At 71.1% G+C, this 26258-nt stretch carries 23 protein-coding genes; 15 read left to right on the plus strand and 8 right to left on the minus strand.

Translation table 11 applies throughout. The features are described from left to right. Positions 1-112: 112 nt before the first annotated feature. The 8 genes from ACIRA5_RS36150 (at position 113) to ACIRA5_RS36185 (ending at position 8066) form a co-directional block, all read left to right on the plus strand. The gene (locus ACIRA5_RS36150) at positions 113-1180 is read left to right on the plus strand and encodes a sugar ABC transporter substrate-binding protein (protein WP_403698227.1); all 1068 of its coding nucleotides are present in this window, start codon (positions 113-115) and stop codon (positions 1178-1180) included. Next, positions 1177-2670 carry a sugar ABC transporter ATP-binding protein gene (locus ACIRA5_RS36155; protein WP_403698228.1) on the plus strand — a complete coding sequence of 498 codons (1494 nt, stop codon included), beginning with the start codon at positions 1177-1179 and terminating at the stop codon, positions 2668-2670. Before ACIRA5_RS36150 ends, ACIRA5_RS36155 begins: the two co-directional genes overlap by 4 nt. After that, on the plus strand, positions 2663-3697 hold the full coding sequence (locus ACIRA5_RS36160) for an ABC transporter permease (protein ID WP_403698230.1): 1035 nt from the start codon (positions 2663-2665) through the stop codon (positions 3695-3697). The genes ACIRA5_RS36155 and ACIRA5_RS36160 overlap by 8 nt, the downstream gene beginning before the upstream one ends. A gap of 86 nt (positions 3698-3783) precedes the next feature. Beyond that, positions 3784-5154 carry an L-fuconate dehydratase gene (locus ACIRA5_RS36165; RefSeq protein ID WP_403698232.1) on the plus strand — a complete coding sequence of 457 codons (1371 nt, stop codon included), beginning with the start codon at positions 3784-3786 and terminating at the stop codon, positions 5152-5154. Further along, the gene (locus tag ACIRA5_RS36170; RefSeq protein WP_403698233.1) at positions 5151-5909 is read left to right on the plus strand and encodes an SDR family NAD(P)-dependent oxidoreductase; all 759 of its coding nucleotides are present in this window, start codon (positions 5151-5153) and stop codon (positions 5907-5909) included. Before ACIRA5_RS36165 ends, ACIRA5_RS36170 begins: the two co-directional genes overlap by 4 nt. Continuing rightward, positions 5906-6919, plus strand: a complete 1014-nt coding sequence (locus tag ACIRA5_RS36175) for an aldo/keto reductase (protein WP_403698235.1) — start codon at positions 5906-5908, stop codon at positions 6917-6919. The genes ACIRA5_RS36170 and ACIRA5_RS36175 overlap by 4 nt, the downstream gene beginning before the upstream one ends. Next, the gene (locus ACIRA5_RS36180; RefSeq protein ID WP_403698236.1) at positions 6916-7230 is read left to right on the plus strand and encodes an L-rhamnose mutarotase; all 315 of its coding nucleotides are present in this window, start codon (positions 6916-6918) and stop codon (positions 7228-7230) included. Before ACIRA5_RS36175 ends, ACIRA5_RS36180 begins: the two co-directional genes overlap by 4 nt. Next, on the plus strand, positions 7227-8066 hold the full coding sequence (locus ACIRA5_RS36185) for an amidohydrolase family protein (RefSeq protein ID WP_403698238.1): 840 nt from the start codon (positions 7227-7229) through the stop codon (positions 8064-8066). Before ACIRA5_RS36180 ends, ACIRA5_RS36185 begins: the two co-directional genes overlap by 4 nt. Positions 8067-8094: 28 nt before the next feature. Here ACIRA5_RS36185 and ACIRA5_RS36190 read toward each other — a convergent pair whose 3' ends face one another. Further along, entirely contained in the window at positions 8095-9516 is a 1422-nt protein-coding gene (locus ACIRA5_RS36190; protein ID WP_403698240.1) for a lipase maturation factor family protein, read from the minus strand. A 175-nt stretch (positions 9517-9691) separates the two neighbouring features. Between ACIRA5_RS36190 and ACIRA5_RS36195 the strand changes: the two genes are divergently transcribed. The 3 genes from ACIRA5_RS36195 to ACIRA5_RS36205 all read left to right on the plus strand — a co-directional run bounded on the left by ACIRA5_RS36195 (position 9692) and on the right by ACIRA5_RS36205 (position 14111). Beyond that, a complete protein-coding gene (locus tag ACIRA5_RS36195) occupies positions 9692-10987 on the plus strand; it encodes a DUF6777 domain-containing protein (protein ID WP_403698242.1) in 1296 nt (431 codons plus the stop codon). A 101-nt stretch (positions 10988-11088) separates the two neighbouring features. Then, complete coding sequence (locus tag ACIRA5_RS36200; protein WP_403698243.1) at positions 11089-13164, plus strand: SpoIIE family protein phosphatase; 2076 nt, start codon at positions 11089-11091, stop codon at positions 13162-13164. An 86-nt stretch (positions 13165-13250) separates the two neighbouring features. Further along, positions 13251-14111, plus strand: a complete 861-nt coding sequence (locus ACIRA5_RS36205) for an Fpg/Nei family DNA glycosylase (RefSeq protein WP_403698245.1) — start codon at positions 13251-13253, stop codon at positions 14109-14111. A 28-nt stretch (positions 14112-14139) separates the two neighbouring features. Here ACIRA5_RS36205 and ACIRA5_RS36210 read toward each other — a convergent pair whose 3' ends face one another. The 3 genes from ACIRA5_RS36210 to ACIRA5_RS36220 form a co-directional block, all read right to left on the minus strand. Then, the gene (locus tag ACIRA5_RS36210; RefSeq protein ID WP_403698247.1) at positions 14140-14796 is read right to left on the minus strand and encodes an anti-sigma factor family protein; all 657 of its coding nucleotides are present in this window, start codon (positions 14794-14796) and stop codon (positions 14140-14142) included. A 236-nt stretch (positions 14797-15032) separates the two neighbouring features. After that, complete coding sequence (locus ACIRA5_RS36215; RefSeq protein WP_095851206.1) at positions 15033-15548, minus strand: hypothetical protein; 516 nt, start codon at positions 15546-15548, stop codon at positions 15033-15035. Between the two features lie 152 nt (positions 15549-15700). Next, the gene (locus tag ACIRA5_RS36220; protein WP_060899753.1) at positions 15701-16240 is read right to left on the minus strand and encodes a sigma-70 family RNA polymerase sigma factor; all 540 of its coding nucleotides are present in this window, start codon (positions 16238-16240) and stop codon (positions 15701-15703) included. A 241-nt stretch (positions 16241-16481) separates the two neighbouring features. Here ACIRA5_RS36220 and ACIRA5_RS36225 point away from each other — a divergent pair, with 241 nt between their 5' ends. Next, positions 16482-17636, plus strand: a complete 1155-nt coding sequence (locus ACIRA5_RS36225) for a CapA family protein (protein ID WP_403698249.1) — start codon at positions 16482-16484, stop codon at positions 17634-17636. Between the two features lie 39 nt (positions 17637-17675). On the opposite strand, the gene ACIRA5_RS36230 is transcribed toward ACIRA5_RS36225, so the two are convergent. Next, the gene (locus tag ACIRA5_RS36230; RefSeq protein WP_403698251.1) at positions 17676-18140 is read right to left on the minus strand and encodes a universal stress protein; all 465 of its coding nucleotides are present in this window, start codon (positions 18138-18140) and stop codon (positions 17676-17678) included. A gap of 188 nt (positions 18141-18328) precedes the next feature. On the opposite strand from ACIRA5_RS36230, the gene lysX reads away from it, so the two are divergent. Together lysX and ACIRA5_RS36240 are read left to right on the plus strand one after the other, a co-directional pair. Beyond that, a complete protein-coding gene (lysX, locus tag ACIRA5_RS36235) occupies positions 18329-21616 on the plus strand; it encodes a bifunctional lysylphosphatidylglycerol synthetase/lysine--tRNA ligase LysX (RefSeq protein WP_403698253.1) in 3288 nt (1095 codons plus the stop codon). A gap of 81 nt (positions 21617-21697) precedes the next feature. After that, on the plus strand, positions 21698-22543 hold the full coding sequence (locus ACIRA5_RS36240; protein WP_403698255.1) for a polysaccharide deacetylase family protein: 846 nt from the start codon (positions 21698-21700) through the stop codon (positions 22541-22543). 76 nt (positions 22544-22619) lie between these two features. Here ACIRA5_RS36240 and ACIRA5_RS36245 read toward each other — a convergent pair whose 3' ends face one another. Next, a complete protein-coding gene (locus tag ACIRA5_RS36245; protein ID WP_403698256.1) occupies positions 22620-23282 on the minus strand; it encodes a class F sortase in 663 nt (220 codons plus the stop codon). Positions 23283-24169: 887 nt separating this feature from the next. On the opposite strand from ACIRA5_RS36245, the gene ACIRA5_RS36250 reads away from it, so the two are divergent. Beyond that, positions 24170-24568 carry a hypothetical protein gene (locus ACIRA5_RS36250; RefSeq protein ID WP_403698497.1) on the plus strand — a complete coding sequence of 133 codons (399 nt, stop codon included), beginning with the start codon at positions 24170-24172 and terminating at the stop codon, positions 24566-24568. Between the two features lie 106 nt (positions 24569-24674). Here the strand turns inward: ACIRA5_RS36250 and ACIRA5_RS36255 are convergent, their stop codons facing one another. Beyond that, positions 24675-25268, minus strand: coding sequence for a hypothetical protein (locus ACIRA5_RS36255; protein ID WP_403698258.1), 594 nt, complete (start codon positions 25266-25268; stop codon positions 24675-24677). 223 nt (positions 25269-25491) lie between these two features. Next, positions 25492-26256: a hypothetical protein gene (locus ACIRA5_RS36260; RefSeq protein ID WP_352049890.1), complete on the minus strand. Its 765-nt coding sequence runs from the start codon at positions 26254-26256 to the stop codon at positions 25492-25494. Positions 26257-26258 lie beyond the last annotated feature (2 nt).

The raw sequence follows: 26258 nt of genomic DNA on the forward strand, positions 1-26258 counted from the left end.
ACAGGGGTGTTGCGGAGGCGAAGTGGTCTGATAAATATTCGTCCCGGTTGAGCGGGACGCTCGGCCACGCACCGTCACCCCCGATCGATCTCGCTCAACGAGGAGCCGTCAGATGGCCGGCAGAAACGTGCGGAACACGCGAATTGCGTCGCGGGCAGTGCGTGCGGCGGCTGCGGCCGCCTGCGCGACCCTCGTGCTCGCGGCATGCGGCAGCACCAAGGACTCCGTGTCGTCGGGCGGCGGAGGCACCGGCAAGGTCGGGGTGATCCTGCCCCTGCTGACCTCGCCGTTCTGGCAGTCCTACAACGACTACGTGCCGAAGATGGCGAAGTCCGAAGGGGTCGACGCCCTCAAGACCGTCAACTCCAACAGCGACCCGTCCCAGCAGATCACCGACATCAACAACCAGCTCAACCAGGGCGTGAAGGGCCTCGTCGTGGCCCCCCTGGACAGCGCCGCGATCGCCGCCGGGCTCGACCAGGCCGAGCGCAAGGGCGTGCCCGTGGTCGCCGTCGACGTGGCGCCCGAGAAGGGCAAGGTCGCCATGGTCGTACGCGCCAACAACGTCGCGTACGGCGAGAAGGCCTGTGAGTACCTCGGCAAGCAGATCCCTTCCGGCAAGGTCGTGCAGATCATGGGCGACCTGGCCTCGGTCAACGGCCGGGAGCGCTCCGAGGCCTTCCGCACCTGCGTGCAGAAGAACTACCCGAAGCTGAAGGTCCTGGAGATCCCCGCCAAGTGGGAGTCCGACACCGCGGCCTCCAAGCTCGACACCCTGCTGAACGCCAACCCCGACATCAAGGGCATCTACATGCAGGCGGGCGGCGTCTACCTCGCGCCGACCCTCCAGACCCTCAAGTCCAAGGGCATGCTGAAGAAGACCGGCCAGGCGGGCCACATCACGATCGTCTCGAACGACGGCATCCCGCAGGAGTTCGACGCCATCCGCAAGGGCGAGATCGACGCCACCGTCTCCCAGCCGGCCGACGCGTACGCCAAGTACGGCATGTACTACATCAAGGCCGCGATGCAGGGGAAGACGTTCAAGCCCGGCCCGACCGACCACGACTCCGAGATCGTCAAGCTGCCCAGCGGCATCCTGGAGGACCAGCTGCCCGCGCCGCTGGTGACCAAGGACAACGTCGACGACCCCAAGCTCTGGGGCAACACGGTCAAATGAGTACCCCACTGGTGGAGGCGCGGGGGGTAGCCAAGCGGTACGGCCCCACCGTCGCCCTCCAAGACGGCCGGCTCACCGTGCTCCCCGGTGAGTCCCACGCCCTCGTCGGGCGCAACGGCGCGGGCAAGTCCACCCTCGTCACCATCCTCACCGGCCTCCAGGCCCCCGACGAGGGCGAGGTCCGCTTCGACGGCGAGCCCGCGCCCGCGCTCGCCGACCGCGACGCCTGGCGCCGCAAGGTGGCCTGCGTCTACCAGAAGCCCACCGTCGTACCGGAGCTGACGGTCGCCGAGAACCTCTTCATCAACCGGCAGCCGGTCGGGCGCGGCGGCTTCATCAGCTGGCGCAGGCTGCGGGCCGAGGCGGCGCAGGTCCTGGACACCTGGGACGTGCACGTCGACCCGGAGGCCCGCACCGCCGACCTCAAGGTCGAGGACCGCCAGATGGTCGAGATCGCCCGGGCGCTCAGCTTCGGCGCCCGGTTCATCGTCCTCGACGAGCCGACCGCGCAGCTCGACAACCGGGAGATCGAACGGCTCTTCACCCGGATGCGCGCGCTCCAGGAGTCCGGTGTCACCTTCCTGTTCATCTCGCACCACCTCCAGGAGGTGTACGAGGTGTGCCAGACGGTCACCGTGCTGCGCGACGCCCGCTGGATCACCACCGCGCCGGTCGCCGAACTCCCCCGCACGGCCCTGGTGGAGGCCATGGCGGGGGAGTCGATCGCCGAGCGGACCGTCACGCACCAGACCGTCGCCGCGGACGCCCCGGTGCTGCTCGACGCCCGGGGGCTCACCTCGGACGTGTACGAGGACATCGACCTCACCGTCCGCCGCGGCGAGGTCCTCGGCCTCGCCGGCTCCAGCGGCAGCGGCAAGATCGAGCTTGCCGAGTCCTTCGCGGGACTGCACACCCCGACCGGCGGAACGGCTCGACTCGACGGTGAGCGGCTGCCGTTCGGCGATGTGCAGGCCGCGCTCAAGGCGGGCGTCGCCTGTGTCCCGCGCGACCGGCACGAGCAGGGTCTCGTCTCCGGGATGACCATCGGCGACAACACCACCATGAGCGTCCTGAACCGGCTCGGCCGCTACGGATTCATCTCCGCCGCCCGCAAGCGGGGCTTCGCCACCGAGCTGATCGAACGCCTCGACATCCACACCGAGGGCCCCGGACAACCCGTCTCCGACCTCTCCGGCGGCAACGCGCAGAAGGTCGTCATGGCCCGCGCCCTCGCCTCCGACCCCCGCCTCCTCGTCCTCATCAACCCCACCGCGGGCGTCGACGTGAAGTCCAAGGAGTCACTGCTGTCCCGGATGGACAGCGCCAGCGAGGACGGCACCGCCGTGCTCGTCGTCTCCGACGAACTCGACGACCTGCGCCGCTGCGACCGCGTCCTCGTCCTCTTCCACGGCCGTGTCGTCGCCGAGCACCCGGCGGGCTGGCACGACCACGAGCTGATCGCCTCCATCGAAGGAGTGGACCATGGCTGACACGAAGGCCCCGTCGGCCTCGTCGCCCACCTCCGCGCGCGTCCCCGACGCACGGGCCGCCAAGACCGTACTGCTCCGCAGGGCCCGCGAACTCGCCCTCGTGCCAGCCCTGTTGGTGCTCCTGGTGCTCGGCGCGATCGTCAACGACTCGTTCCTCACCGAACGGAACCTGATCTCCATCCTGGGCGCCTCGGCGGCACTCGCGATGGTGGTCCTCGCCGAGTCGCTGGTGCTGATCACCGGCAAGATCGATCTGTCACTGGAGTCGGTGGTCGGCATCGCGCCCGCCGTCGGCGCCCTGCTGGTCCTGCCGTCCGCGCAGTCCGGCTGGGGCACGGAATGGCCGGCCGCGCTCGCCCTCGTCGCGATCCTCGTCGTGGGCGCAGTCATCGGCGCCTTCAACGGCATCCTCGTGGTGAAGTTCAAGCTCAACGCCTTCATCGTCACCCTCGCGATGCTGATCGTCCTGCGTGGCCTGTTGGTCGGCGCCACCAAGGGCAAGACACTGTTCGGCATGCCCGACGCGTTCTTCCAGCTGGCCACCTCCACCTTCCTGCGGGTCCCGCTGTCGGTGTGGCTGGCCGCGGTCGCCTTCGGGGCCGCCGGACTGATCCTCAAATACCACCGCGTCGGGCGCGCCCTGTACGCCATCGGCGGCAACGCGGAGGCGGCCCGCGCCGCCGGTATCCGCGTCGACCGGATGCTGCTCGGCGTCTCCGTCGTCGCCGGCGTCCTCGCCTCGGTCGGCGGGATCATGCAGACCGGGTACGTCGGCGCGATCAGCGCCAACCAGGGCAACAACATGATCTTCACGGTGATGGCGGCGGCGGTCATCGGCGGCATCAGCCTGGACGGCGGCAAGGGCACCATGTTCGGCGCCCTGACCGGCGTACTCCTCCTCGGCGTGGTGCAGAACCTGCTCACGCTCGCCCAGGTGCCGTCCTTCTGGATCCAGGCCATCTACGGCGGAATCATCCTGGTCGCCCTGATGATCGCCCGCGTGACCACCGGGCGCGCCCAGGACTGACCTCCCTTCGTCTTCGTACGGATCCAAGGACCCACGGATCCACGGAACCCCTCCGTACGCCCCTGTCCCGGACCGAAAGGCCTCCCGTGTCCCCAACTGCCGCCCGTATCACCGCGGTCGACACCTACGACATCCGTTTCCCCACCTCGCGCGAGCTCGACGGCTCCGACGCGATGAATCCGGACCCCGACTACTCGGCGGCGTACGTCGTGCTGCGCGGCGACGCGGCCGACTGCCCGGAGGGGCACGGCTTCACCTTCACCATCGGACGGGGCAACGACGTCCAGGTCGCCGCGATCGAGGCGCTGCGCGGGCATGTGGTCGGACGCTCGGTCGACGAGCTGTGCGCGGACCCGGGCTCCCTCGCCCGGGACCTGATCGGGGACAGCCAGCTGCGCTGGCTCGGGCCCGAGAAGGGCGTGATGCACATGGCGATCGGCGCCGTCGTCAACGCCGTGTGGGACCTGGCCGCCAAGCGTGCCGGGAAGCCCCTGTGGCAGCTGCTCGCCGATGCCGAACCGGAGTGGCTGGTCCGCCAGGTCGACTTCCGCTACCTCACGGACGCCCTCACCCCCGAGGAGGCGCTCGAACTGCTCCGTCGTGGCCGGGAGGGCGCCGCCGAGCGCGCCACGATCCTCCGGGAGAGGGGCTTCCCCGCCTACACCACCTCGCCCGGCTGGCTCGGCTACAGCGACGAGAAGCTCACCCGCCTCGCCGCCGAGGCCGTCGCCGACGGGTTCCGGCAGATCAAGCTGAAGGTGGGTGCCGATCTCGCGGACGACGTACGCCGCTGCCGGGTCGCCCGCTCGGTGGTCGGCCCCGACATCCGGATCGCCATCGACGCCAACCAGCGCTGGAACGTGGACGAGGCGATCACCTGGACCAAGGCCCTCGCCGAGTTCGAGCCCTACTGGATCGAGGAGCCCACGAGCCCCGACGACGTCCTCGGCCACGCCGCCGTCCGCGAGGCCGTCGCCCCCGTCAAGGTCGCCACCGGCGAACACGTCCAGAACCGTGTCGTCTTCAAACAGCTCCTCCAGGCCGGCGCCATCGACGTCCTGCAGATCGACGCCGCCCGCGTCGCCGGCGTCAACGAGAACCTCGCCGTCCTGCTCCTCGCGGCCAAGTTCGGCGTGCCCGTCTGCCCGCATGCCGGCGGGGTCGGCCTGTGCGAACTCGTCCAGCACCTGTCGATGTTCGACTTCGTGGCGCTCTCCGGCACCACCGACGACCGGGTCATCGAATACGTCGACCATCTGCACGACCACTTCCTCGACCCGGTGGTGATCAGGCAGGGTCACTACACGGCACCCACCGCGCCGGGCTTCTCCGCGACCATGCGGCCGCAGTCCATCGCGGAGTTCACCTACCCCGGCGGCACCTTCTGGGCCGCCGACCTCGCCCACCAGAAGTCCGACAGCCAGCCGAGCGACAAGCAGAAGGGGGAAGCGGCGTGAGTGCCGACTTCGAAGGACTCAAGGCGCTGGTGACCGGTGGCGCCTCCGGCATCGGCCGCGCCACCGCAGAGCTGCTCGCCGCCCGTGGGGCGCGGGTCGCCGTCCTCGACCTGGACCCCTCGACGGTCGAGAAGCCCCTGCTCGGTTTCCGCGCCGACGTCACCGACGACGCCTCCGTGCGCGAGGCCGTGGCCGCGGCCGTCGCGGACCTCGGTGGACTCGACGTGCTGGTCAACAACGCCGGGATCGGCGCCCAGGGCACCGTCGAGGACAACGCCGACGACGAGTGGCACCGGGTCCTGGACGTCAATGTCGTCGGCATGGTCCGTACCGCCCGCGCCGCCCTGCCCCACCTGCGGGAATCCGCACACGCGGCGATCGTGAACACCTGCTCCATCGCCGCCACCGCCGGGCTCCCGCAGCGTGCCCTGTACTCCGCCACCAAGGGCGCCGTGCTCTCCCTCACCCTGGCGATGGCCGCCGACCACCTCCGCGAGGGCGTCCGCGTCAACTGTGTGAACCCCGGCACCGCCGACACCCCCTGGGTCGGCCGCCTCCTCGACGCCGCCGCCGACCCGGCCGCCGAGCGGGCCGCGCTGGAGGCCCGCCAGCCCTCCGGCCGGCTCGTCTCGGCGGACGAGGTCGCGGGCGCCATCGCCTACCTGGCGAGCCCGCTGTCCGGCGCCACCACCGGCGTCGCCCTCGCCGTGGACGGCGGCATGCAGGGACTGCGGCTGCGACCGGTGGGCCAGTGAGCACGCTCGGAAGGGGCACGCTCGGGAACAGTGGTGTCGAGGTCAGTGCCCTGTCCTTCGGCGCCGCGGGCATCGGCAACCTGTTCACCGCCGTCAGCGACGAACAGGCGCACGAGACCGTGGACGCCGCCTGGTCCGGGGGCATCCGCTACTTCGACACCGCCCCGCACTACGGCATCGGCCTCTCCGAACGCCGTCTCGGCGCGGCCCTGCGCGATCGCCCCCGCACCGAGTACACCCTGTCCACCAAGGTGGGCCGCCTGCTGGAACCCACGGGCGCGGACGCGGGCGGCGAGGACCTGGCCGACGGCTTCGCGGTGCCCGCCACGCACCGCCGCGTCTGGGACTTCAGCGCCGAGGGCGTACGACGCGGCATCGAGGCCAGCCTCGAACGCCTGGGCCTCGACCGCGTGGACATCGTCTACCTCCACGACCCGGACGACCACGCCGAGCAGGCCTTCCAGGAGGGCTATCCGGCCCTGGAGCGGCTGCGCTCGGACGGCGTGGTCGGCGCGATCGGCGCGGGCATGAACCAGGCCGAGATGCTCACCCGCTTCGTCCGCGACACGGACGTGGACGTGGTGCTGTGCGCGGGCCGCTACACCCTGCTCGACCACGCCGCGCTGACCGAACTGCTGCCCGCCGCCCAGGAGCGCGGCACCTCGGTGGTCGTCGGCGGCGCCTTCAACTCCGGGCTGCTGGCCGACCCGAGGCCCGGAGCGGCGTACGACTACGCGACCGCTCCGGCGCAGGTGCTGGACCGCGCCCTGCGACTGAAGGAGATCGCGGAGCGGCACGGCACCACCCTGCGCGCCGCTGCGCTGGCCTTTCCCGCCGCCCACCCGGCCGTCGCGAGCGTCCTGGCCGGCGCCCGCTCGGCGCACGAAGTCCGCGACTGCGTCGAGCAGTTCACGACCCCGGTGCCGGAGGACTTCTGGCGGGAAGTGCGCGAGGCGAAGCTGCTGCCCGAGGACGCCCCCGTACCCGTACCCCCACAGGACCCGTCATGAGAGTCGCCCTGCACACCAAGGTCCGCGCGGACCGCGTCGCCGCGTACGAGGCCGCCCACCGGGAGGTCCCCGAGGAGCTCACCACGGCCATCCGCGCCGCCGGAGCCACCTCCTGGACGATCTGGCGCAGCGGCACCGACCTCTTCCACGTCCTGGAGTGCGAGGACTACGAGCGCCTACTCGCCGAACTGGAGAAACTGCCGGTCAACATCGCCTGGCAGGCGCGCATGGCCGAACTCCTCGACGTCGTCCACGACTACTCGAGCGAGGGCGCTCAGGCGGGCCTGCCCGTCGTGTGGGAGCTGCCGTGAGGGTGGACGCGCACCACCATGTGTGGGACCTCTCGGTCCGCGACCAGGACTGGATCACCGGGCCCGAACTCCAGCCACTGCGACGTGATTTCGGCGTGGCGGACCTCGCACCGCAGGCACGCGCCGCCGGCGTCGACCGCACGGTCCTCGTACAGACGATCACCGTGCCCGAGGAGACCCCGGAGTTCCTCGCCCTCGCGGCGCAGGGCGAGCTGATCGCGGGTGTGGTCGGCTGGACCGACCTGACCCGGCCGGACGTCGCCGACGAGCTGGCCCGGCTGCGGGAGCTGCCGGGCGGCCGCCACCTCAAGGGCATCCGCCACCAGGTACAGGGCGAGCCCGACCCGGAGTGGCTGCTGCGTCCGGACGTACGGGACGGGCTCGCCGCCGTCGCCGAGGCGGGCCTCGTCTACGACCTGGTCGTGCTGCCGCACCAGCTGTCGGCCTGTGTCCGGGCCGCCGCCGGCCACCCCGGACTCACCTTGGTCCTCGACCACCTGGGCAAGCCACCGATCGCCACGGGCGCGCTGCGGCCCTGGGCGACGGCCGTCCGGGCGCTGGCCGCGCTCCCCAACACCGTGTGCAAACTCTCCGGCATGGTCACCGAGGCGGACCACGGGAAGTGGACGGTCGACGGGCTGCGCCCCTACGCGGACACGGTCCTGGACGCCTTCGGACCCGGCCGGCTGATGTTCGGCTCCGACTGGCCGGTGTGCACGCTGGCGGCGTCGTACGGCCAAGTGGTCGATGTGGCCGAGGAGTTGACCGGGGGACTTGGCGCGGCGGAACGCGCCGAAGTCTTCGGCGGCACCGCCACCCGGGTCTACCGGCTCTGATCCACCCGTCCGATCCGCCGCGTCCGATCTACCGGCTCTGGTCCACCCACTCCAGCCGCATCGGCGGCAGGAACTCCCGCACATACGTCCGGTGCCAGCACGCACCCGTCTCCCGCAGCTCATGCCACGTCGTGTAGCGGTAGCGGTAGAGGCGGGCGCGGACGTACCGGGGCGGGGCGTCCGCCGGGAACGGACAGCGACGCAACAGCCGTAGCGTGTCGCGGTCGTTCTCCAGGAGCCGTTCGACCAGGCCCGTGAACCACGAGGCGGCGTACGCGGGGGAGAGCGCCGCGAACCACATCAGCCAGTCGAGCCGCAGATGGTACGGCGCGTACTGGCGCGGCCAGTGGCGAAGATCGCCCGGTTTTCCCTTGAACTCGTACTCCTTCCAGTCCGAGTCCTCCCGCGGCACGGGGTCCGCCGTGCCCTCGACGACCACCTCGTGGCGCACCCGGCTGACGCTGCCGAACGCGCCGTAGGTGTTGACCAGGTGCAGCGGGTCGAAGGAGCGGTTCATGACCTGGCGCCGGGAGATCATGTTGCGGGCGGGGCGGTAGCTGAGGGCCACCAGGCCCGTGGCGACCGCGAGGACCACGATCTCGTACCAGAGGGGTGGGCCGGCCACGTGCGGGGGAGTGGTGGGGAACTCGATCGCGGAGAGGGCCAGCACGATGGTGGTCCAGTTCAGCCAGGAGAAGTTGCCGGACAGGACCAGCCAGAGCTGGGTGAGGACCATCAGCGACGCTGCCGCCGTCGCGATCGGCTGCGGGGTGAACAGGAGGACGGGCACGACGAGCTGGGTGAAGTGGTTCGCCGCCACCTCGGCCCGGTGGAAGGGCTTGGGGAGATGGTGGAAGAACCAGCTCAGCGGTCCCGGCATCGGCTGGGTCTCGTGGTGGTAGTCGAGGCAGGTCAGCTCCCGCCAGCAGGCGTCCCCGCGCATCTTGATCAGCCCGGCGCCGAACTCCACGCGGAACAGCACCCAGCGCAGCAGGAAGAGGACGACGACCGGCGGGGCCACTTCGTCGTTGCCGAGGAATACGGCGAGGAAACCGACCTCCAGGAGCAGGGACTCCCAGCCGAACGCGTACCAGGTCTGGCCCACGTTGACGATCGACAGGTACATCGCCCAGGGCACCAGCCAGAGCACCATGGCCCCCCAGAGCGGGAGCCACTGGTCCAGGCCGGCCACCAGCGCCACCGACACCGCGCAGCCGGCCCAGGACCAGGCCGCGAAGAAGGGGTCCGAGTAGCGCAGGTGGAACACGCTCGGCGCATCGCGGAACGCGACCCGCGCAAGGAACCGCGGCACCGGAAGCATCCCCCGCTCCCCGATCAGCGCACGGAACTGGAGCGCCGCGTCCAGGAAGGCGACGACGTACACCACGGCCAGAGCCCGCTGGAAGACCAGCCGGCTCAGCCAGTAGTCGGGCGCGACGAACCACTCCACGCGAGCCACTCCTCTTCCCTTGTCTTCCATTGTGACGCTGGGTGACCGTCTCCGCTTGCGTGAGCCAACTGGGCGAAGCAGACAATAGTGGGCGAAACCCCTGAATGGCCGGGAGGTCGTGGTGCAACGGGAGGAAGCAGTGCAACGGGAGAACGTGGTGCGACAGGAGAACAGCGTGGTGCACATACCTACCCGGGCCTTGGTCATGGCCTGCGCGCTCTCGGCGGCGCTCCTCGTCGCCGGGTGTGGCGGCCGAGGCGGCGAGAGCGCGGCGTCCGGGGCCGACGGGGGTGAGGTCTTCCTGCAGCCGGTCGCCGGCGGCGGCCCCGACCCGTTCACCGCGTCCACGGCCGCCGACTCGCCGTTCATCACCCGAATGCCGTACCCGGCGACACCCGCGAACCGTGGCTCCGCCCCGCAGGGCGTGCGCTCCTTTCCCGGCTCCACACCCGGCCTCTACGGCGGCACCCGGGCCGTCGGCAGCTGTGACGTCGGGAAGCAGATCGGCTTCCTCTCCTCGGACCCCGGCAAGGCGCGCTCCTTCGCGCAGGCGGCGGGCGTCGCGCGGGCGGCCGTCCCGGACTTCCTGCGCGGTCTGACCTCGGTCGTGCTGCGCGCCGACACACAGGTCACCGACCACGGCTTCCGTGACGGCCGGGCGACCAGCTTCCAGTCGGTGCTCCAGCGGGGCACCGCGGTCCTCGTCGACAACCGGGGCGTGCCGCGTGTGCGCTGCGCCGGCGGCAACCCGCTGAACCCGCCCGTCGTGTCCAGGGCGACCCCGGGGACCCAGGGGCAGCCCTGGTCCGGTTTCCGTCCTGGCAACGTTGTCGTCGTGACCCCGGCGTCCGCCGCGATCAGGAACATCACGATCATCGACATCGCCGACAACAGGTGGATCGAACGGCGGATCGGGGACGACGGTCACCGGGACGTCGTCCTGCGGCCACCGGTCTCGGCCGCGAGCCCCGGCCGTCGCCCCGACGCAAGCCCCAGTGCGAGCCCCCGTACGAGTCCCGGTACCAGCCCGAGCACGGTCCCGGAGCACAGCGCGCGGACGGGCCCCTTCGCGGACGCGCCGCCGCCCGACTGCGTGGCGCCCACCCTGACCGTCACCCCGGAGGGAACCCCGGGCATGCCGGACGGCGGCGTGCCGACGGAGGCGCCCGTGGCCGCGGTGTCGAACTGTCTCCCGCCCACCACGACCGCCCCGCCGCCCGCCTCGTCGCCCCCACGGCCCGACATCTCCCTGCCGCCCCGGGTGCCGTGGACCCCCGCCCCCGAGTCCACGGAGCTCGACCGGAACGTCCCGCAGGACCCCCTCGCCCCGCTGGACCCCTCGGAGGACGAGATCGGCCCCGACACCGTTCCGGAGATCCCCGACCTGCCCGACGGCGGTGGTCTGATCCCCGACGAGTCGCCCGATGCGGACACCGTCTTCGACACCCCGACGGACGTCTTCGACGGCTGAGCGCCGAGCGGTCGGGGGAGCCCGAATCCGGACTCCCCCGAAGCCGCATACCGGACTCCCCTGAAGTCGAATAATCGGCCGAATGCTGGCAAGGTGGGCGCATGGTTGATCGGGGAGCGAGCGCCCTGTCACTCCCGGACGACTGGCCCGCCCACCCGGATCCGATCCTGGCGCTCAACCGCATGGGCAGTTTCGACTGGGACCTGGACTCCGGTCTGATGCAGATGGACGCCCAGGCCCACGAAGTCTTCGACGTGCGTCCCGAGGAGTACGACGGCCGCCCCGAGACCCTGTCCCTGCGGGTGCCCGCGACCGAGAGGATCCGTCTCGACACGCTGGTCTCGCACGCCCTCAAGGACGGCAGCGAGAACTACGGCGCCTACTTCCGCATCCGCTGCCGCGACGGCTCACTGCGCTGGACCCACACCCAGGGCTACATCCGCCGCGACGGGACGGGCCGGCCGCGCCGGATCATCGGCATCGTCCGCGACGCCACGCAGGAGCTCGGCGAGAGCGTGGCGCGCCGCGAACAGGCGGCCCAGGACGAGGCGCGGCGCCAGCAGACGAACGTCGTGCAGATCACCACGGCCGCCCTCGCCCACGCCCGCACCGTCCAGGACGTCATCGACGTCCTCAAGGACTCCCACGGCCTCACCCATCTCGGCGCGACGAGCCTGGTCATGGGCCTGGTCGAGGCCGGACGCATACGGCTGGTCGCCGAGGGCCCCGAGGGCAGCTTCGTCCCCGGCACCATGGTCACCCGCATCGACGAGCAGTACCCGATGAGCGAGGTCGTACGCACCCTCGCCCCGCGCTTCATCGACTCGCCCGAGGACTTCGCCGACTCGTATCCGCTGCTGTGGCCGCACATCACCGACCTCAAGATCACCTCGGCCGCCTACCTGCCGCTCATCGCGCAGGCCCGCCCCATCGGCGCGATGGGACTGCTCTACAACGACCGGCGTGGCTTCTCCTCGGAGGAGCGCAACGTCCTCGTCGCGCTCGGCAGCAGCATCGCCCAGAGCCTCCAGCGGGCCATGTTCTACGAGCAGGAGAAGGACCTCGCGCAGGGCCTCCAGCAGGCCATGCTGCCGCGCTCCATACCCAACGTGCCCGGCGCCGACATCGCCGTCCGCTACCGATCCGCCTCCCTCGGCCGGGACATCGGCGGCGACTGGTACGACGTGATCCCGCTGCCCGGCGGTCGCGTCGGCGCCGTCATCGGGGACGTCCAGGGCCACGACACCCACGCCGCCGCAGTCATGGGCCAGTTGCGGATCGTGCTGCGGGCCTACGCCGCCGAGGGGCACACCCCCGCCACCGTGATGGCCCGCGCTTCGGTCTTCCTGCACGAACTCGACACCGACCGCTTCGCGACCTGCCTGTACGCGGAGGCCGACCTGTCCACCGGAGTCGTCCAGCTGGTGCGGGCCGGCCACATCGACCCGGTGATCCGGCAGAAGGACGGCACCTGCCGCCGACAGTCCGTCACAGGGGGCCTGCCGCTCGGCCTGTCCGCCTTGTTCGGGCGCCTCGAATACCCCGTCGACACGGTCGAACTGGACCCCGGGCAGACCCTGGTGCTGTGCACCGACGGCCTGGTCGAGCAGCCCGGCGTCGACCTCGACGAGGGCATGCACACCCTCATGGAGCTGATCCGCTCGGGCCCGGACGACGTACGCGACCTCGCCGACCGGCTCATCGACGTGGCCGAGGAACGCGGCGGCGACGACGACGTGGCCCTGCTGGCGCTGCGCCGCCGGGGCCCCGGGCCCCAGCAGTCCGGCGGGCGGCTCCAGCAGCATGTCGGGCCCGGCGACCCCGAGGCGCTCACCGAGGCCCGGCACATGATCCGGGCCGCGGTCCGCGCCTGGGGCGGGGGAGAGCGCGCCGACGATGTCGAACTGGTCGCCGACGAGCTGATCACCAACGCCCTCATGCACACCGAAGGCGCCGCGATCGTCACCCTGCGGGTGCTCAGCGGCCCCGACCGCCGGGTGCGCGTGGAGGTCGAGGACTCCTCCAGCGCCCTGCCGCGCCGCCGCGAGGCGGGCGAGTCCGGTGTCTCCGGCCGCGGACTCCTCCTGGTCGACCGCCTCGCCGACGTCTGGGGCGTGGAGGCGCGCGGCGGCGGCAAGTGCGTGTGGTGCGAGTTCCTGGTTCCGGAACAGGACTGACCGGGTGCCGCGGGGACCGGCCGCCGTCGCCTCAGGAGGTGGGCGGTTCGGCTGGTGTTGTCGGTGGCGGGTGGCACTCTGGAGCCATGCCGGAACTGCCAGAGGTCGAAGCGCTCAAGGACTTCCTGGCCGACCATCTCGTCGGCCGCGAGGTCGTGCGCGTGCTGCCCGTCGCCATCAGCGTCCTGAAGACCTACGACCCGCCCGTGACCGCCTTCGAGGGCCGTGAGGTGACCGCCGTGCGCCGGCTCGGCAAGTTCCTCGACATCGAGGCCGACGGACTGCACTTCGTGACCCACCTGGCCCGCGCGGGCTGGCTGCAGTGGAGGGACACGCTGCCCGACGGCCCGCCCCGCCCCGGCAAGGGCCCGCTCGCGCTGCGTGTCGCCCTGGAGACCGGCGAGGGCTTCGACCTCACCGAGGCCGGCACACAGAAGAGACTCGCGGTGTACGTCGTCCGGGACCCGGCGGAGATCCCCGGTGTGGCCCGCCTCGGCCCGGACCCGCTCGCCGCCGACTTCGACGAGGAACGGTTCGCCCGGCTGCTCGCGGATGAGCGCCGCCAACTCAAGGGCGCACTCCGGGACCAGAGCCTGATCGCCGGCGTGGGGAACGCGTACAGCGACGAGATCCTGCACGCCGCCAGGATGTCCCCCTTCAAGCTGGCCGCCTCACTGACCCCCGAGGAGACGACCCGTCTCTACGAGGCGCTGCGCTCCACGCTCACCGACGCGGTGGAGCGCTCCCACGGGCTGGCCGCGGGGCGCCTCAAGGCGGAGAAGAAGAGCGGGCTGCGGGTGCACGGCAGAACGGGCGAGCCCTGCCCGGTGTGCGGCGACACCATCCGCGAGGTCTCCTTCAGCGACTCCTCGCTGCAGTACTGCCCGACCTGCCAGACGGGAGGCAAGCCACTCGCGGACCGCCGGTTGTCCCGGCTGCTCAAATAGTCCGGGAGCAGCGGGGAACAGCCCGGGATCAGTGGGGCGTGACGGTCACCAGGTGCTTGCCGTCCGTCGTACGCACCTCGAACCGGCTGATCTCGTCGGACTTGAGCGCGGCGCCGCCCTGCAGGGTGGTCGCCTCGCCGTTGTGCGCGGGCACCATCCAACTCGTCACCGTCTGCTGAGAACCGTCCTTGCCGATGGCGACGAGCTGACAGGGGCGCGGGCCCCCGGCGTCCTTGACCTCGACCTGGACCTGGCTGCCCCAGATGCGGTCCGCGGTGGTGACCTTGGCCCATACGCCGGTCTGCGCGTCCGTCGACGCGACCGCCGCCGTCTGGGACCCGGAACCGTGCGACGTGACCATCGCGATCGACGGACCGCCCACCGCGAGCACCACGGCGGCGGCCACCGCGTACAACCAGCGCCTGCGCCCGGCCTGGTGCCGGGCCGCCACCTCACTGAGGAGTTTGTCCATCAGGCGCGGCCCGGGGGCGGCGAAGGGGTGCACGGAGCGCGGGGTGGCATGCCGGTACAGCATCAGCTGCCGCGTGGCGGGCCTGAACTCACTCACGTGCGCCGCGCACTGGGGGCACTCCATGAGGTGATCCTCGAAGCGGAACGCCTCCGCCTCGTCCAGCACGCCGAGCGCGTAGGCGCCGACGTCGCGATGCCGTTCCAGGGACCTCATACCGAATACCGAATCCTCGTGGCGATGGTGCGGGGGTGGGAGTGGTGTTGCTGTTGCCCACGGGTACGCACCAGACCGTCGAATCACTCAAGACTCGTTCGGAATCGCGGCCAAGACATTCGGAGCGGGCGGGCTCGCGGATTGGTGCGAGCCCGAAAAAAGTTGTGCGGAAAACTTGTTTGGCGGAGTGCGGAGCCCTGAACAGGGGTTACCGGCGGTCCGCCCGGTCGTGGCGATCAGAAGAGATGGATCGCCAGATGTCCCAGGGGCAGACCCAGTCGCCAGGCCGGTGTCCACACCTTCGGACCGTCGTCCTCGCCCGGGATCGGGCCGCCGCCGGGTACGGCGTCCAGGTCCGGGGCGAGCAGTTCGGTCTCCTCCAGCCAGCGCCAGGCCGCCGTCGCCAGTTCCAGGTCCGGGGCGGGGCCGCCGGACTCGACCGCCTCGGCCGAGCGCCGCGCCATGTGCTCGCGCACCCAGTCCTGCCACGGCTGGTCGTACGCCGTCAGCGAGAGCCAGGTCTCCAACTGCGAGACGACCCGGATGCCCGAGAGCTCGCCGTCGGTGTCGGAGAGGAAGATGGTCAGTGCCAGGGCGTCACGCCCGGCGCGGAACTCGAAGGACGTGGGCGGCATCAGGTCGCCGGTCCGCAGCAGCTCGTCGGCGATGTACTCGGCGTACAACCACGCCATGGGGACGGTGAGTTCCCCACCGCCGGTGCCGTCCGTGCTCTCTTGGCCTCTGTGCAGCATCCCTTCCTGCCTTCCTCCGGTTTGCGTGCGCGTCGCCCGATCCCGAGCCCTTGGGGGTTTCCCCCCAATCCGGAACACGGATGAGGACAGCTGATTGCTCAACCATGGTCCTCAGCAAGGCGCTTTACGGAGGTTTGACTCGGCCTTCGGTTTCACCGCAGGTCGGCCGCGTATCCCGGAAGAACCCGGCGCAGGGCGCGCAGCGCGTAGTACGCACGAGACTTCACGGTACCGGGCGGAATCCCGAGCGCCGCGGCGGCCTCCGCCACACTCGCCCCCTGGAAGTACACGAGCACCAGGACTTCACGATGCTCGGGAGTGAGTGTCTTCACAGCCTCCCGCACATCGAGCGTCGCCGCCGACCTTTCGGCGTGATCCGCGCAGACCCGTGCGCTTTCCAGCACCGCGTCCCCGACCTCCGGCGGACGCGCCTGGCGGGCCCGCCGTGCATCGATCGCGAGCCGGCGTCCCACGGTGAGCAGCCAGGGGCGTACGGAGTCGAAGTCGTCGGCGCGCAGCGCCTCGGGGTGCTGCCAGGCGCGGACGAGCGTCTCCTGCAGCAGATCCTCGGCGCGTTGGCGGTCGCCGTCGGAGAGTCGCAGGAGCAGGGCGAAGAGGGGCCGGCCGTGCTCGCGCTGCAGCGCGGCCAACTCGTGTTCGGCGGTCGTCTTGGTGGTGGTTCCGGCCGTCATGGCGTGTATGCCAGCGGGTGCCGCTCCGCTGGGACAGGCCCGGGGCACGGGTCTGCGGTGGGCGGTCGATGCCGTCGGTGAACGGCGCGGTGAACGGTTCAGCGGGGCCCGGTGGCGCCCCGACGGGCGGTTCCCCGAGGGCCGGACGGGCTACGGATGCGCGTCGCTTCTTGACTCGACCCCTTCGATTGGGTGGATTTGCCTCACTTCCTACTTAAATATGACTGCATCGAGGCTGGGAATGATCACACGTAGTCGACTGGCCGCCATCGCTCTCGCGGCCGTACTTGTCGTGGGCGCCGGCTGCCGGGCCGACCAGGAGCCGTCGGCCCGGAGCACCGGGCACCCCGGCGCGCCCCTCACCTCCCACGGCTTCACCCTCGTCGCCTCCGGCGACGTGCTGGCGCACACCTCGGTCACCGAGCGGGCGAACGCCGACGCGGGCGGCACCGGGTACGACTTCCTGCCGATGTTCGAAGGGGTGAAACCCCTGGTCTCCGGTGCCGACCTGGCGATCTGTCACATGGAGACCGTGTACGGATCCGACGGCGACCACACCGGCAACCCCGCCTTCAAGATTCCACCGCAGGTGGCCGACGGGCTCGCGGCGACCGGGTACGACGCCTGCTCCACCGCCTCCAACCACTCCCTGGACGACGGCGCCGCGGGCGTACGGCGCACTCTGGACGCCCTCGACCTCGCCGGCGTACGGCACGCGGGATCGGCGCGCACGGCGCAGGAGGCGTATGTGCCCACCCTCATGCGCGCGGGCAACGCGGTGGTCGCCCACCTCGCCTACACCTACGGCACGGACGGCTTCCCGATGCCCCAGGGGCAGCCCTGGAGCGTCAACCTCATCGACCGCGACCGGATCCTCGCGGACGCCCGGGCCGTCAGGAAGGCGGGCGCCGACGTGGTCGTCGTGTCCCTGCACTGGGGCACCGAATGGCAGGAACAGCCCAACACCCAGCAGTTGACGCTGAGCCGGGAGCTCACCGCCTCGCGCACGGGCGGGCGGCCCGACATCGACCTGATCCTCGGCACGCACGCGCGTGTCCCGCAGGCCTACGAGAAGGTCAACGGCACGTGGGTCGTCTACGGGATGGGCGACCAGATCGCGGGCGAGATGTTCAACCGCCAAGGCCTCCAGGACTCCCGGGGCAACGAGAGCACCCTCGCCCGCTTCACCTTCGCCCCGCCCGCGCGCAAGGGAGACCGCTGGGAGGTCACGAAGGCGGAGTTCGTACCGCAGCTGTTCGACATCGACGCCGGGCGGGTGGTCGACATCAACGCGGCTCTGGCCCAGGGCGCCGACCTGGCCGGTGTACGCGACCGCATCCGTGACGTGGTGCTCAGCCGCGGCGCGGCCCACGACGGCCTGATGATGGCGCAGTAGGACCCACGGAGTTCACGGGGTCCCTGGGACCCACGGGGTCTATGGGACGACCGTGACCGGCCAGCGGCCCGCCTTCACCATCCGGATCGCCACCGACCCGATGATCCGGTGCCCCGCCTGCTCGGAGGCGCCGACCACCACGGCGTCCGCCTTCAGCTCGTCCGCCGCCGTCACCAGACCGTTGTAGGGATCGCCGCGGAAGGTGTGGAACTCCCAGCGCACCGCGAATATGTCCTTGACCTGCTCGGTGGCGTCCCGGATCTGCGCGATGAGGTCCTCGGCGATCCGGTCGGTCGTCTCGCCGACCGGCACCCCGAGCGCCGCTCCCGCGGCCATGACGGGCTGCACGTACACGAGGGCGAGCAGCGCGTGCTGCCGCCTGGCCAGCCCGGCGGCGTAGGCCGCCGCGCGCAGCGACGAGTCCGAGCCGTCCACGCCGACGACGATGACCTTGGGACCGTCCGTGCCACGCTCGAACCGGTGCGAGGGTTGCTGTTCCGCCACACCACCGAGGCTATCGGAAGGCGCAGGTCGGGAGCAGGGCGGGCCCGCCGCGTCCCGCATGGGACGGAACGGGTGAACTGTCCGTCCGCACGGCCCCCCACGGCCCGCCGCGACCGCCGTCCGCGCCGGCGACGAGTGGCACGACGCTCGACGGGCGCCCGCGGCCGGGGCTTCCTAGAGTCGACACCATGAGCGCCACCGTGGAGGCCCGCGGACCGAGGGACGCCACGGGTTCCGTACCACCGTCCCGGGTCGGCTTCCTCAACAAGGTGCCCGAAGGCTTCGCGGCCTTCTTCGGCGCCCTCTCGCTGCTGTGCGTCCTGCTGGCCTTCTTCGCCCCCGTGCGCCGTCTGCTGCACCCCGTCGTGGCCTTCCTCGACCTCTTGATCGTCCCGGTCAGCGCCAACCTCGCGTACGCCGTCTTCCTCTTCCTCCTCGCCGCCGCGACCGCCGCCCGCAAGAAGGTCGCCTGGTGGCTGGTCGTCGTCTACCTCGGCCTGCTGGTCTTCTTCGACATCGTGGGCCTGGCGATGGGCCTGTACGCCGAGTCGCTGCCGTCCTTCGTCGCCTGCGGACTGCTGCTGGTGCTCCTGATCGTGGCGCGCCGCGAGTTCTACGCCGACTCCCGGCGCGGCGCCGTATGGCGCGCCCTGGCCGTACTGCTCGTCGGACTCGCCGTGGCGATCCTGATCGGCTGGGGCCTGGTCGAGTGGTTCCCCGGCACACTGGCCGCGGGAGAACGGCTGCTGTGGGCGGCCAGCCGGGTGTGCGGCGGGCTGGTCCCCAGCAGTTCGTTCAGCGGGCGCCCACCCCGCAAGCTCTTCTTCGTCCTCGGCCTCCTCGGCGCCCTCGCCCAGCTCAACGCCGTCGCCACCCTCTTCCGCTCCCAGCGCCTGGAGGCGGCCCTGCGCGGCGACGAGGAGGCCCGTATCCGCGCCCTCCTGCGGGCGTACGGCGCCGACGACTCCCTCGGCTACTTCGCCACCCGCCGCGACAAGGCCGTCGTGTTCTCACCCAGCGGCAAGGCCGCCGTCACCTACCGCGTCGAGGCCGGCGTCTGCCTGGCCAGCGGCGACCCCGTCGGCGACCGCGAGGCCTGGCCGCACGCCATCGAGGCCTGGCTCGACCTGGCCCGCCGCTACGCCTGGGCGCCCGCCGTGATGGGCACCTCGGAGGACGGCGCCAAGGCCTTCGCGCGCGCCGGGCTCGGCGCGCTCGAACTCGGCGACGAGGCGATCCTGCACGTCGCCGGCTTCGACCTGGACGGCCGCGACATGCGTGTCACCCGCCAGGCGGTGCACCGCGTACGGCGCACCGGCGCCACCTGCCGGGTACGCCGCCACTCCAGCCTCACCGACGAGGAGATGGAGGAGCTCATCGACAAGGCGGACGCCTGGCGCGACACCGAGACCGAGCGCGGCTTCTCCATGGCGTTGGACCGGCTCGGGGACCCCACGGACGGCGACTGCCTGCTCGTCGAGGCACTGACGCCCGAGGGCAAGCTCCTCGCGCTGCTCTCTTTCGTGCCCTGGGGCAAGGACGGCATCTCGCTCGACCTCATGCGCCGCGACCGCAGCGCCCCGAACGGCGTCATGGAGTTCATGGTCGCCGAGGTGTGCGCGGCGGCCGGGACGTTCGGCGTACGGCGCATCTCCCTGAACTTCGCGGTGTTCCGGTCGGCCTTCGAGGAGGGCGCCCGGATCGGTGCGGGGCCGGTGCTCCGGCTCTGGCGCGGACTGCTGCTGTTCTGCTCCCGGTGGTGGCAGCTGGAGGCCCTCTACCGGTCCAACGCCAAGTTCCAGCCCGAGTGGTACCCCCGCTTCATCTGTTACGGCGACACCGGCTCCCTCGCCCGCATCGGGCTGGCGTCCGGCATCGCCGAGGGCTTCGTCTCCGTGCCCTCGCTGCGCAAGCTCTGGGGCAAGGGGCACCCGAGGAGCGGCGCTCAGCCCGCGAGCACCGCGGGCCTGCCCTCGCTGTCGGCCCTCGGCCTCGACGAGGGCGAGGAGACGGCGGCCACCGATCCGACCGCGGGCCTGCCCGAACAGATCCGCCTGCGCCACCGCACACTCGACCGGCTGCGCGCCGACGGAGTCGACCCCTACCCGGTGGGCGTCCCGTCCCGCACCCACACCCTCGCCGAGGTCCGCGCGGGACCGGCGGGACAGCACGTGACCGTCGCCGGGCGCGTCGTCCTCGTACGGGACTTCGGCGGGATCGTGTTCGCCGTCCTGCGCGACTGGTCCGGCGACCTCCAGCTCGCCCTCACCCGGCTGGAGTCCGGACCCGAGCTCAGACGCTTCCGCCAGGACGTCGACATCGGCGACCACATCACCGCCGAGGGCCTCGTCGGCGTCAGCGACCTGGGCGAACCGACCGTCTTCGGCTCCTCCTGGCAGCTCACCGGCAAATGCCTGCGCCCGCTGCCCGACAAGCGCCGGGGCCTCGCCGACCCCGAGGCGAAGGTGCGCCGCCGCTATCTCGACCTGGTGTCCAGCCCCGACGCCCGCGAGGTCCTGCGGGCCCGCGCCGCCGCCGTACAGGCGCTGCGCCAGGGCTTGCTGGACCGCGGCTATCTCGAGGTCGAGACGCCGATGCTCCAGCAGATCCACGGCGGCGCCAACGCCCGCCCGTTCACCACCCACATCAACGCCTACGACCTGAACATGTACCTCCGCATCGCCCCCGAGCTGTACCTCAAGCGGCTGTGCGTGGGCGGCCTGGAGAAGGTCTTCGAGCTGGGGCGCACCTTCCGCAACGAAGGCGTCTCCCACAAGCACAACCCCGAGTTCACCATGCTGGAGGCCTACCAGGCGTTCGCCGACTACGACGTGATGCTCGACCTCACCCGCGAACTGATCCAGGGCGCCGCGACCGCCGCCTTCGGCGCGCCCGTCGCCCGCAAGGACGGCACCGAGTACGACATCTCCGGCCCGTGGCCGGTCAAGACGGTGTACGGCGCGATCTCGGAGGCCCTGGGGGAGGAGGTGGACCCCGGCGCGTCCGTGCCGGACCTGCACCGGCTGTGCGACGGTGCGGGAGTGCCGTATCGGCCGGACGACGGACAGGGTGGCGTCGTACTGGAGATGTACGAACGACTGGTCGAGGAGAAGACCCTGCTGCCCACGTTCTACAAGGACTTCCCGACCGACGTCTCCCCGCTCACCCGGCAGCACCGCACCGACCCACGCCTCGCCGAGCGCTGGGACCTCGTCGCCTTCGGCACCGAACTGGGCACCGCCTACTCGGAGTTGACCGACCCCGTGGAGCAGCGGCGGCGGCTGACCGCGCAGTCGCTGCGGGCCGCCGGGGGAGATCCCGAGGCGATGGAGCTCGACGAGGACTTCCTCGACGCGCTGGAGTACGCGATGCCGCCGACCGGCGGGCTCGGCCTCGGCGTGGACCGGCTGGTCATGTTCCTCACGGGGCTGACGATTCGGGAGACATTGCCGTTCCCCCTGGTGCGTCGGCGCTGAGCTGGTCCCAACGGGTGCTTTCCTGAGTCCACACCGGTGTTGCTCAGCCGCGCCACGCCTCCGTTGGGCGACTGATGAGTCATGCAAAAGGATCAGCTGCTCACGCGGCGCCGGGCGTTGATCGCCGGTGCCGCCGTTCTCGGGGCGGCGGGGGCGGCGGGCACGGCCCGCGTCCTCACCGCGGATCCGGCCGGGAGCCCGGTACGGGGCGCACCCGTGGCCGGGGGCCCGCAGGCGCGTCAGGCGCTCAAGCCCTCCGCGTACCGCCTCGAGCCCATGACCGGATTCGCTCCGCCGCGCCGGACGCCCGGCAAGCCCGCCGTCCGGCGTGAGCCGATCATGCAGGTGAGCGGGCGCGGCCGCACGATGGTGCTGACCTTCGACGACGGACCCGATCCGCGCTACACCCCGAGCATTCTGCGCACCCTGCGCAAGCACGACGTACGGGCGACGTTCTTCGTCTGCGGGGAGATGGCCGTCGACAACAAGGACCTGCTGGCCCAGATGGCCGACGATGGGCACGTCGTCGGCAACCACACCTGGACGCACCCGTTGCTGACCGAGCTCAGCCGCTCCGAGATCCGCTCCGAGATCGCACGCACCAGCGACGTCATCGAGGACGCCTACGGCGAACGGCCCGTCTGGTTCCGCGCGCCCTACGGGGCCTGGAACCGGGCGACCTTCCAGATCGGCGCCGACCTCGGCATGGAACCGTTGGCCTGGACGGTCGACAGCCTGGACTGGACCACCCCGGGCACCGCCACGATCGTCGACCGGGTGGAGGAGGGCGCCGCCCCCGGCGTCGTCGTCCTCTCCCACGACGCGGGCGGCGACCGCTCCCAGACCGTCCGCGCCCTGCGCGAATACCTGCCGGAACTCCTCGACTCCGGCTACCACCTCACGGTGCCGCACCGCCAGGACTTCTGAGCGGGGAGCGGGCGCGGTCGCCCCCGACTCCGCCGACGGGCCCGGGAACACCGCCCGGGCCCGTCGGCGGGGAGTCTCAGCGGACCTCGACCAGGCGGGCGAACACGACGACGTTCCCGTCGTAGCCGTGCTGCTTGGAGAAACCGCCTCCGCAGGTGATGACCCGCAATTCCGGGGTGCCCTTGCTGCCGTACACCCGGTCACCGGGGAAGTTGTTCTTCGCGAATACGTCGACGCCGTAGATCTCGAATGTGGCCGTCTTCCCGTCCTTTCGCTGAACCTCGACCCGGTTTCCCTTTTTGAGGGAACCGAGCCCGTAGAAGACGGCCGGTCCCCGCATGTTGTCCACATGGCCCACGATCACGGACGTGCCCTTCTCGCCGGGTGACACCGCACCGGTGAACCAGCCCGCGAGATTGGCGTTGTCGGGCGGCGGCGCGGCGACCCAGCCGGCCGAGTCAAGACCCACCGGCACGACCGGGGCATCCACCTGGATCGCCGGGATCCTGACCCGGTCCACCACGGAGTACGGCAACGCGGCGGGCCCGTTGGAGAAGGTGGCGACGGGTGTCCTGCTGTCCGCTGCCGCCGCTGTCGCGGGCTGCGGAGGGCCCACGTCGAACTCACCGGAACCATTCCGAATGAGGGCGAGGCCGGTCAGCAGAACAAGCGCTATTACGCCCCACGGGGCGCGCTTCCTCTGCCGCTCCTCCTCTTCGGCCACCTCGGACGCAAACATTCGCAATCCCCTCTCGACGCGGCCGTCGCCGCGTCCGTCGCGCATACCAGAACGCTAAGTGCAGCATGCCCGGCAGGCGACGGGGCGCGGGCGAACGGGTGTCGGGGCATCCGCGGGGTGAGCCATCCGAGTTGCCAAGGGCAGGAATTTTCTGACGGTCCGTGACCTGCGGCAATATCCGATTGTGTGTAAATCCTTCGGCGTGTCTTCTCACCAGGACGGACCATTCTCGAAATGCGTCCCTGTGCACCGCATCTGAGGGTCTGTATGGGAGGCGCTTTCTCGCCGATCGACCGGGGACGGTTCCCGGGGCGTCTTCCGCGGAGGATCACATGCGTACAACTCGTGCCCTGGCGGTCTCTGCCGCCGTGGTCGCCGCGGTGGGGCTCGCCGCCCCGGTGGCGACGGCATCGAACGAACCGGGCAGCAATGAGTCGGGCAACAACGAGCTGAGCAACGACGAGCCGAGCGGAAACGAGCGACTGGGCAACCCCGGTGGACCGGGCAACGGCACAGGGCTGACCAACGGCGGTGGCGTGGTCGGCGGCGGTGGCGTGGTCGGTGGCGGCGGGGTGGTCGGCGGCGGTGGCGTGGTGGGCGGTGGTGTCGTCGGTGGCGGGGTGGTCGGCGGCGGTGGCGTGGTCGGTGGCGGCGGCGTGGTGATCGGCGGCGGTGGCGTGGTCGGTGGCGGCCGCCCGGGTGACAACGGTCGGTTCAACGACAACGGCCGGTTCAACGACAACGGCCGGTTCAACGACAATGGCCGGTTCAACGACAACCGTCGGTTCAACGACAACGGCCGGTTCAACGACAACGGCCGGTTCAATGACAACGGCCGCTTCGATGACCGTTTCGACGATCGCTTCGATGACCGTGGCCGTCACGAGGTGCGGAACATCCTCGTCCGGCCCAGTGTCATCGCGCGGGGCGGCCAGCTGTCGATCACCGTGGACGGCGAAGCGTGTCGGCGGCCCGGCAGCACGGTCTCCTCGCGGGTCTTCCGCACCACCCTGCTGCGCCGGGTGGGCGGCGACACGTCCATCGCGACGGTCACCGTCGACCGTGACGCGCGCCCGGGGTCGTACGACGTCACGGCCCGCTGTGACGACCGAAGGCTGACCCGGGCCGCCGCCTTCACCGTCATCGGCGGTGTCAGCGGTGGTCTCGGTGGCAGCGTCGGCGGAGCGGCGCCCGCCGACGTCGCGATCGGCAGCGGACTGCTGACCGCCGGCGTCGTCGGCGGTGGGGTGTTCTGGCTGCGCCGCAGGTCCGAGCGGCGGATCTGATCGGTGACGGCACCCTTGGCACTGCGCGGAGCGCGTGTGTGACAGGCCTTCGCCCCGGACCTTCTCGCCGAGATCCGGGGCGAGAAGGGCCCCGAGCGGCGAGCGGTCACGACTCCTCGTCGGTGACGCGGCGCGTCATGGACCACGCCGTGCCGACACAGCCGGCGATGAGCGCGGTTCCCAGTCCGATCTCCTTGAGGTCGAAGCCACCGCCGGAGCTCCCGCCGACACCGGCCTTGACGCCTCGTTGCACGGAGGCCGGGACCTGGACCTGGGTCGGGTCGGAGTAGCCGGTGCCGGAGCGGCCGGGGGCGATGGTGAGCTCGGTGTGGCCGCTCTCGTTGCCGCACTGGAACGTCACCTGGTGCACCGAGCCCGCTCTGGCGTCCCCGTCGATCAGGGCCGTCGCCGACGACTGGCCCTTGGGGATCGTGACCGTGTCGAAGACTTCCGAGGAGACCCTGGCGACGGAGTCGCAGCTCTCCGCGGTCAGCCGGAGCCGGCCGCCCGCCGCGATGCTCTGCGGCTGCACGTCGAAGCCGAACGAGGTGATGTTGCTGTTGCCCCGACCACTGTCACGGCCACTGTCACGGCCGCCGTCACTGTTTCCGTCGCCGTTTCCGGCGAGAGCGGCGGTTGCGGAAAGGGTGAGCGCGGTCACGCCCAGCAGTGCGGCCGAAGCGACGCGTATCGGGTGCATGGTGAGCCTCCGGGTCCCCGAGGAGCCTTGCTGCGGACCTTCCGCCTGCGTCTGAAATGCGCCTCGATGCTCGAAACGCTAGGAAGGCGTGCACGTGGGCGCGATCGCAGTAGCGCGAATGGGGTAACCGGGTGGGCCGTACGGGGGAATGCGGGTGCGCGATCGGGGGACGGACCCGGTGTGGCGTCCGTCCCCCGATCCTCCGGCCGCTAAGGGCGGCCGGTCACTTCGGAAGGTGCGGGAACAGTGCCGTGAAGGGTTCCGCCGAGGCTGTGATCCCCCGGCTGTAGGGCGCGTCGAAGTCCCAGATCAGGAAAAGAAGGAACGCGATCAGGGCGGAGAAGAGCCCGGCGAGGATCAGTTCCCTCTTGGTGCGCCGGATCTGGAGCGCGAACACCATCCCGATGGTGACCACGGCTCCGGTGATCAGCCCGAACCACACCACGCCAGGCATGGTCGCGTCCGTCGAGTCGGCGCGGGCGTTGCGTGCCGCGTCGGCCGCGGTCACCTGGTCGACGAGCGGCTGGTAGGTCTGGGCCTCGAAGTCCGACCTCGGCTGGTAGCCGCTGACGTCCTGGCGGACCACCTCGAAGAGCCGGCCGCCCTTGGCGGTGACACGGCCGTGGTCGGCCATGGTCTTCCACTCGGTTTTGACGACGTATCCGACGTACGCGTCGACGTCGCCGCGGATACGGTCGCGCACGTCCGGCGGATAGACGCGGACCCGCTCCGAGATCTCGTGCAGGGCCTGGGCCTCCGCCTGTACATGGTCCTGGGCGGCGCTGCGGGCCTCCCAGACTCCGGCGATGGCCAGTCCCAGGACGATGGCGTAGACCACGCCGATCATCATGGTCATGTATTCGATCACGTCCGGGGTCTCGGACGGATCCTCGTCGTCGGGGGCCCGGCGGGTGCGTACGAGGGACACGACGAGGACGACGACACACGCCGCCGCCATCGCGAGGACGAGAACAAGCCATTCCGACAAGG

Origin of the sequence: Streptomyces sp. NPDC096311, assembly GCF_044763085.1 — a bacterium.
GTDB lineage: Bacteria > Actinomycetota > Actinomycetes > Streptomycetales > Streptomycetaceae > Streptomyces.

Excerpts from the sequence above, each read along its gene's own strand:
- ACIRA5_RS36225 (WP_403698249.1), top strand. The coding sequence starts at position 16,482 with ATGATCACACGTAGTCGACTGGCCGCCATCGCTCTCGCGGCCGTACTT.
- ACIRA5_RS36205 (WP_403698245.1), top strand. The coding sequence starts at position 13,251 with ATGCCGGAACTGCCAGAGGTCGAAGCGCTCAAGGACTTCCTGGCCGAC.
- ACIRA5_RS36180 (WP_403698236.1), top strand. The coding sequence starts at position 6,916 with ATGAGAGTCGCCCTGCACACCAAGGTCCGCGCGGACCGCGTCGCCGCG.
- ACIRA5_RS36215 (WP_095851206.1), bottom strand. The coding sequence starts at position 15,548 with ATGCTGCACAGAGGCCAAGAGAGCACGGACGGCACCGGCGGTGGGGAA.
- lysX (WP_403698253.1), top strand. The coding sequence starts at position 18,329 with ATGAGCGCCACCGTGGAGGCCCGCGGACCGAGGGACGCCACGGGTTCC.
- ACIRA5_RS36210 (WP_403698247.1), bottom strand. The coding sequence starts at position 14,796 with ATGAGGTCCCTGGAACGGCATCGCGACGTCGGCGCCTACGCGCTCGGC.
- ACIRA5_RS36255 (WP_403698258.1), bottom strand. The coding sequence starts at position 25,268 with ATGCACCCGATACGCGTCGCTTCGGCCGCACTGCTGGGCGTGACCGCG.
- ACIRA5_RS36240 (WP_403698255.1), top strand. The coding sequence starts at position 21,698 with ATGCAAAAGGATCAGCTGCTCACGCGGCGCCGGGCGTTGATCGCCGGT.
- ACIRA5_RS36155 (WP_403698228.1), top strand. The coding sequence starts at position 1,177 with ATGAGTACCCCACTGGTGGAGGCGCGGGGGGTAGCCAAGCGGTACGGC.
- ACIRA5_RS36220 (WP_060899753.1), bottom strand. The coding sequence starts at position 16,240 with ATGACGGCCGGAACCACCACCAAGACGACCGCCGAACACGAGTTGGCC.
- ACIRA5_RS36150 (WP_403698227.1), top strand. The coding sequence starts at position 113 with ATGGCCGGCAGAAACGTGCGGAACACGCGAATTGCGTCGCGGGCAGTG.
- ACIRA5_RS36200 (WP_403698243.1), top strand. The coding sequence starts at position 11,089 with ATGGTTGATCGGGGAGCGAGCGCCCTGTCACTCCCGGACGACTGGCCC.
- ACIRA5_RS36160 (WP_403698230.1), top strand. The coding sequence starts at position 2,663 with ATGGCTGACACGAAGGCCCCGTCGGCCTCGTCGCCCACCTCCGCGCGC.
- ACIRA5_RS36245 (WP_403698256.1), bottom strand. The coding sequence starts at position 23,282 with ATGTTTGCGTCCGAGGTGGCCGAAGAGGAGGAGCGGCAGAGGAAGCGC.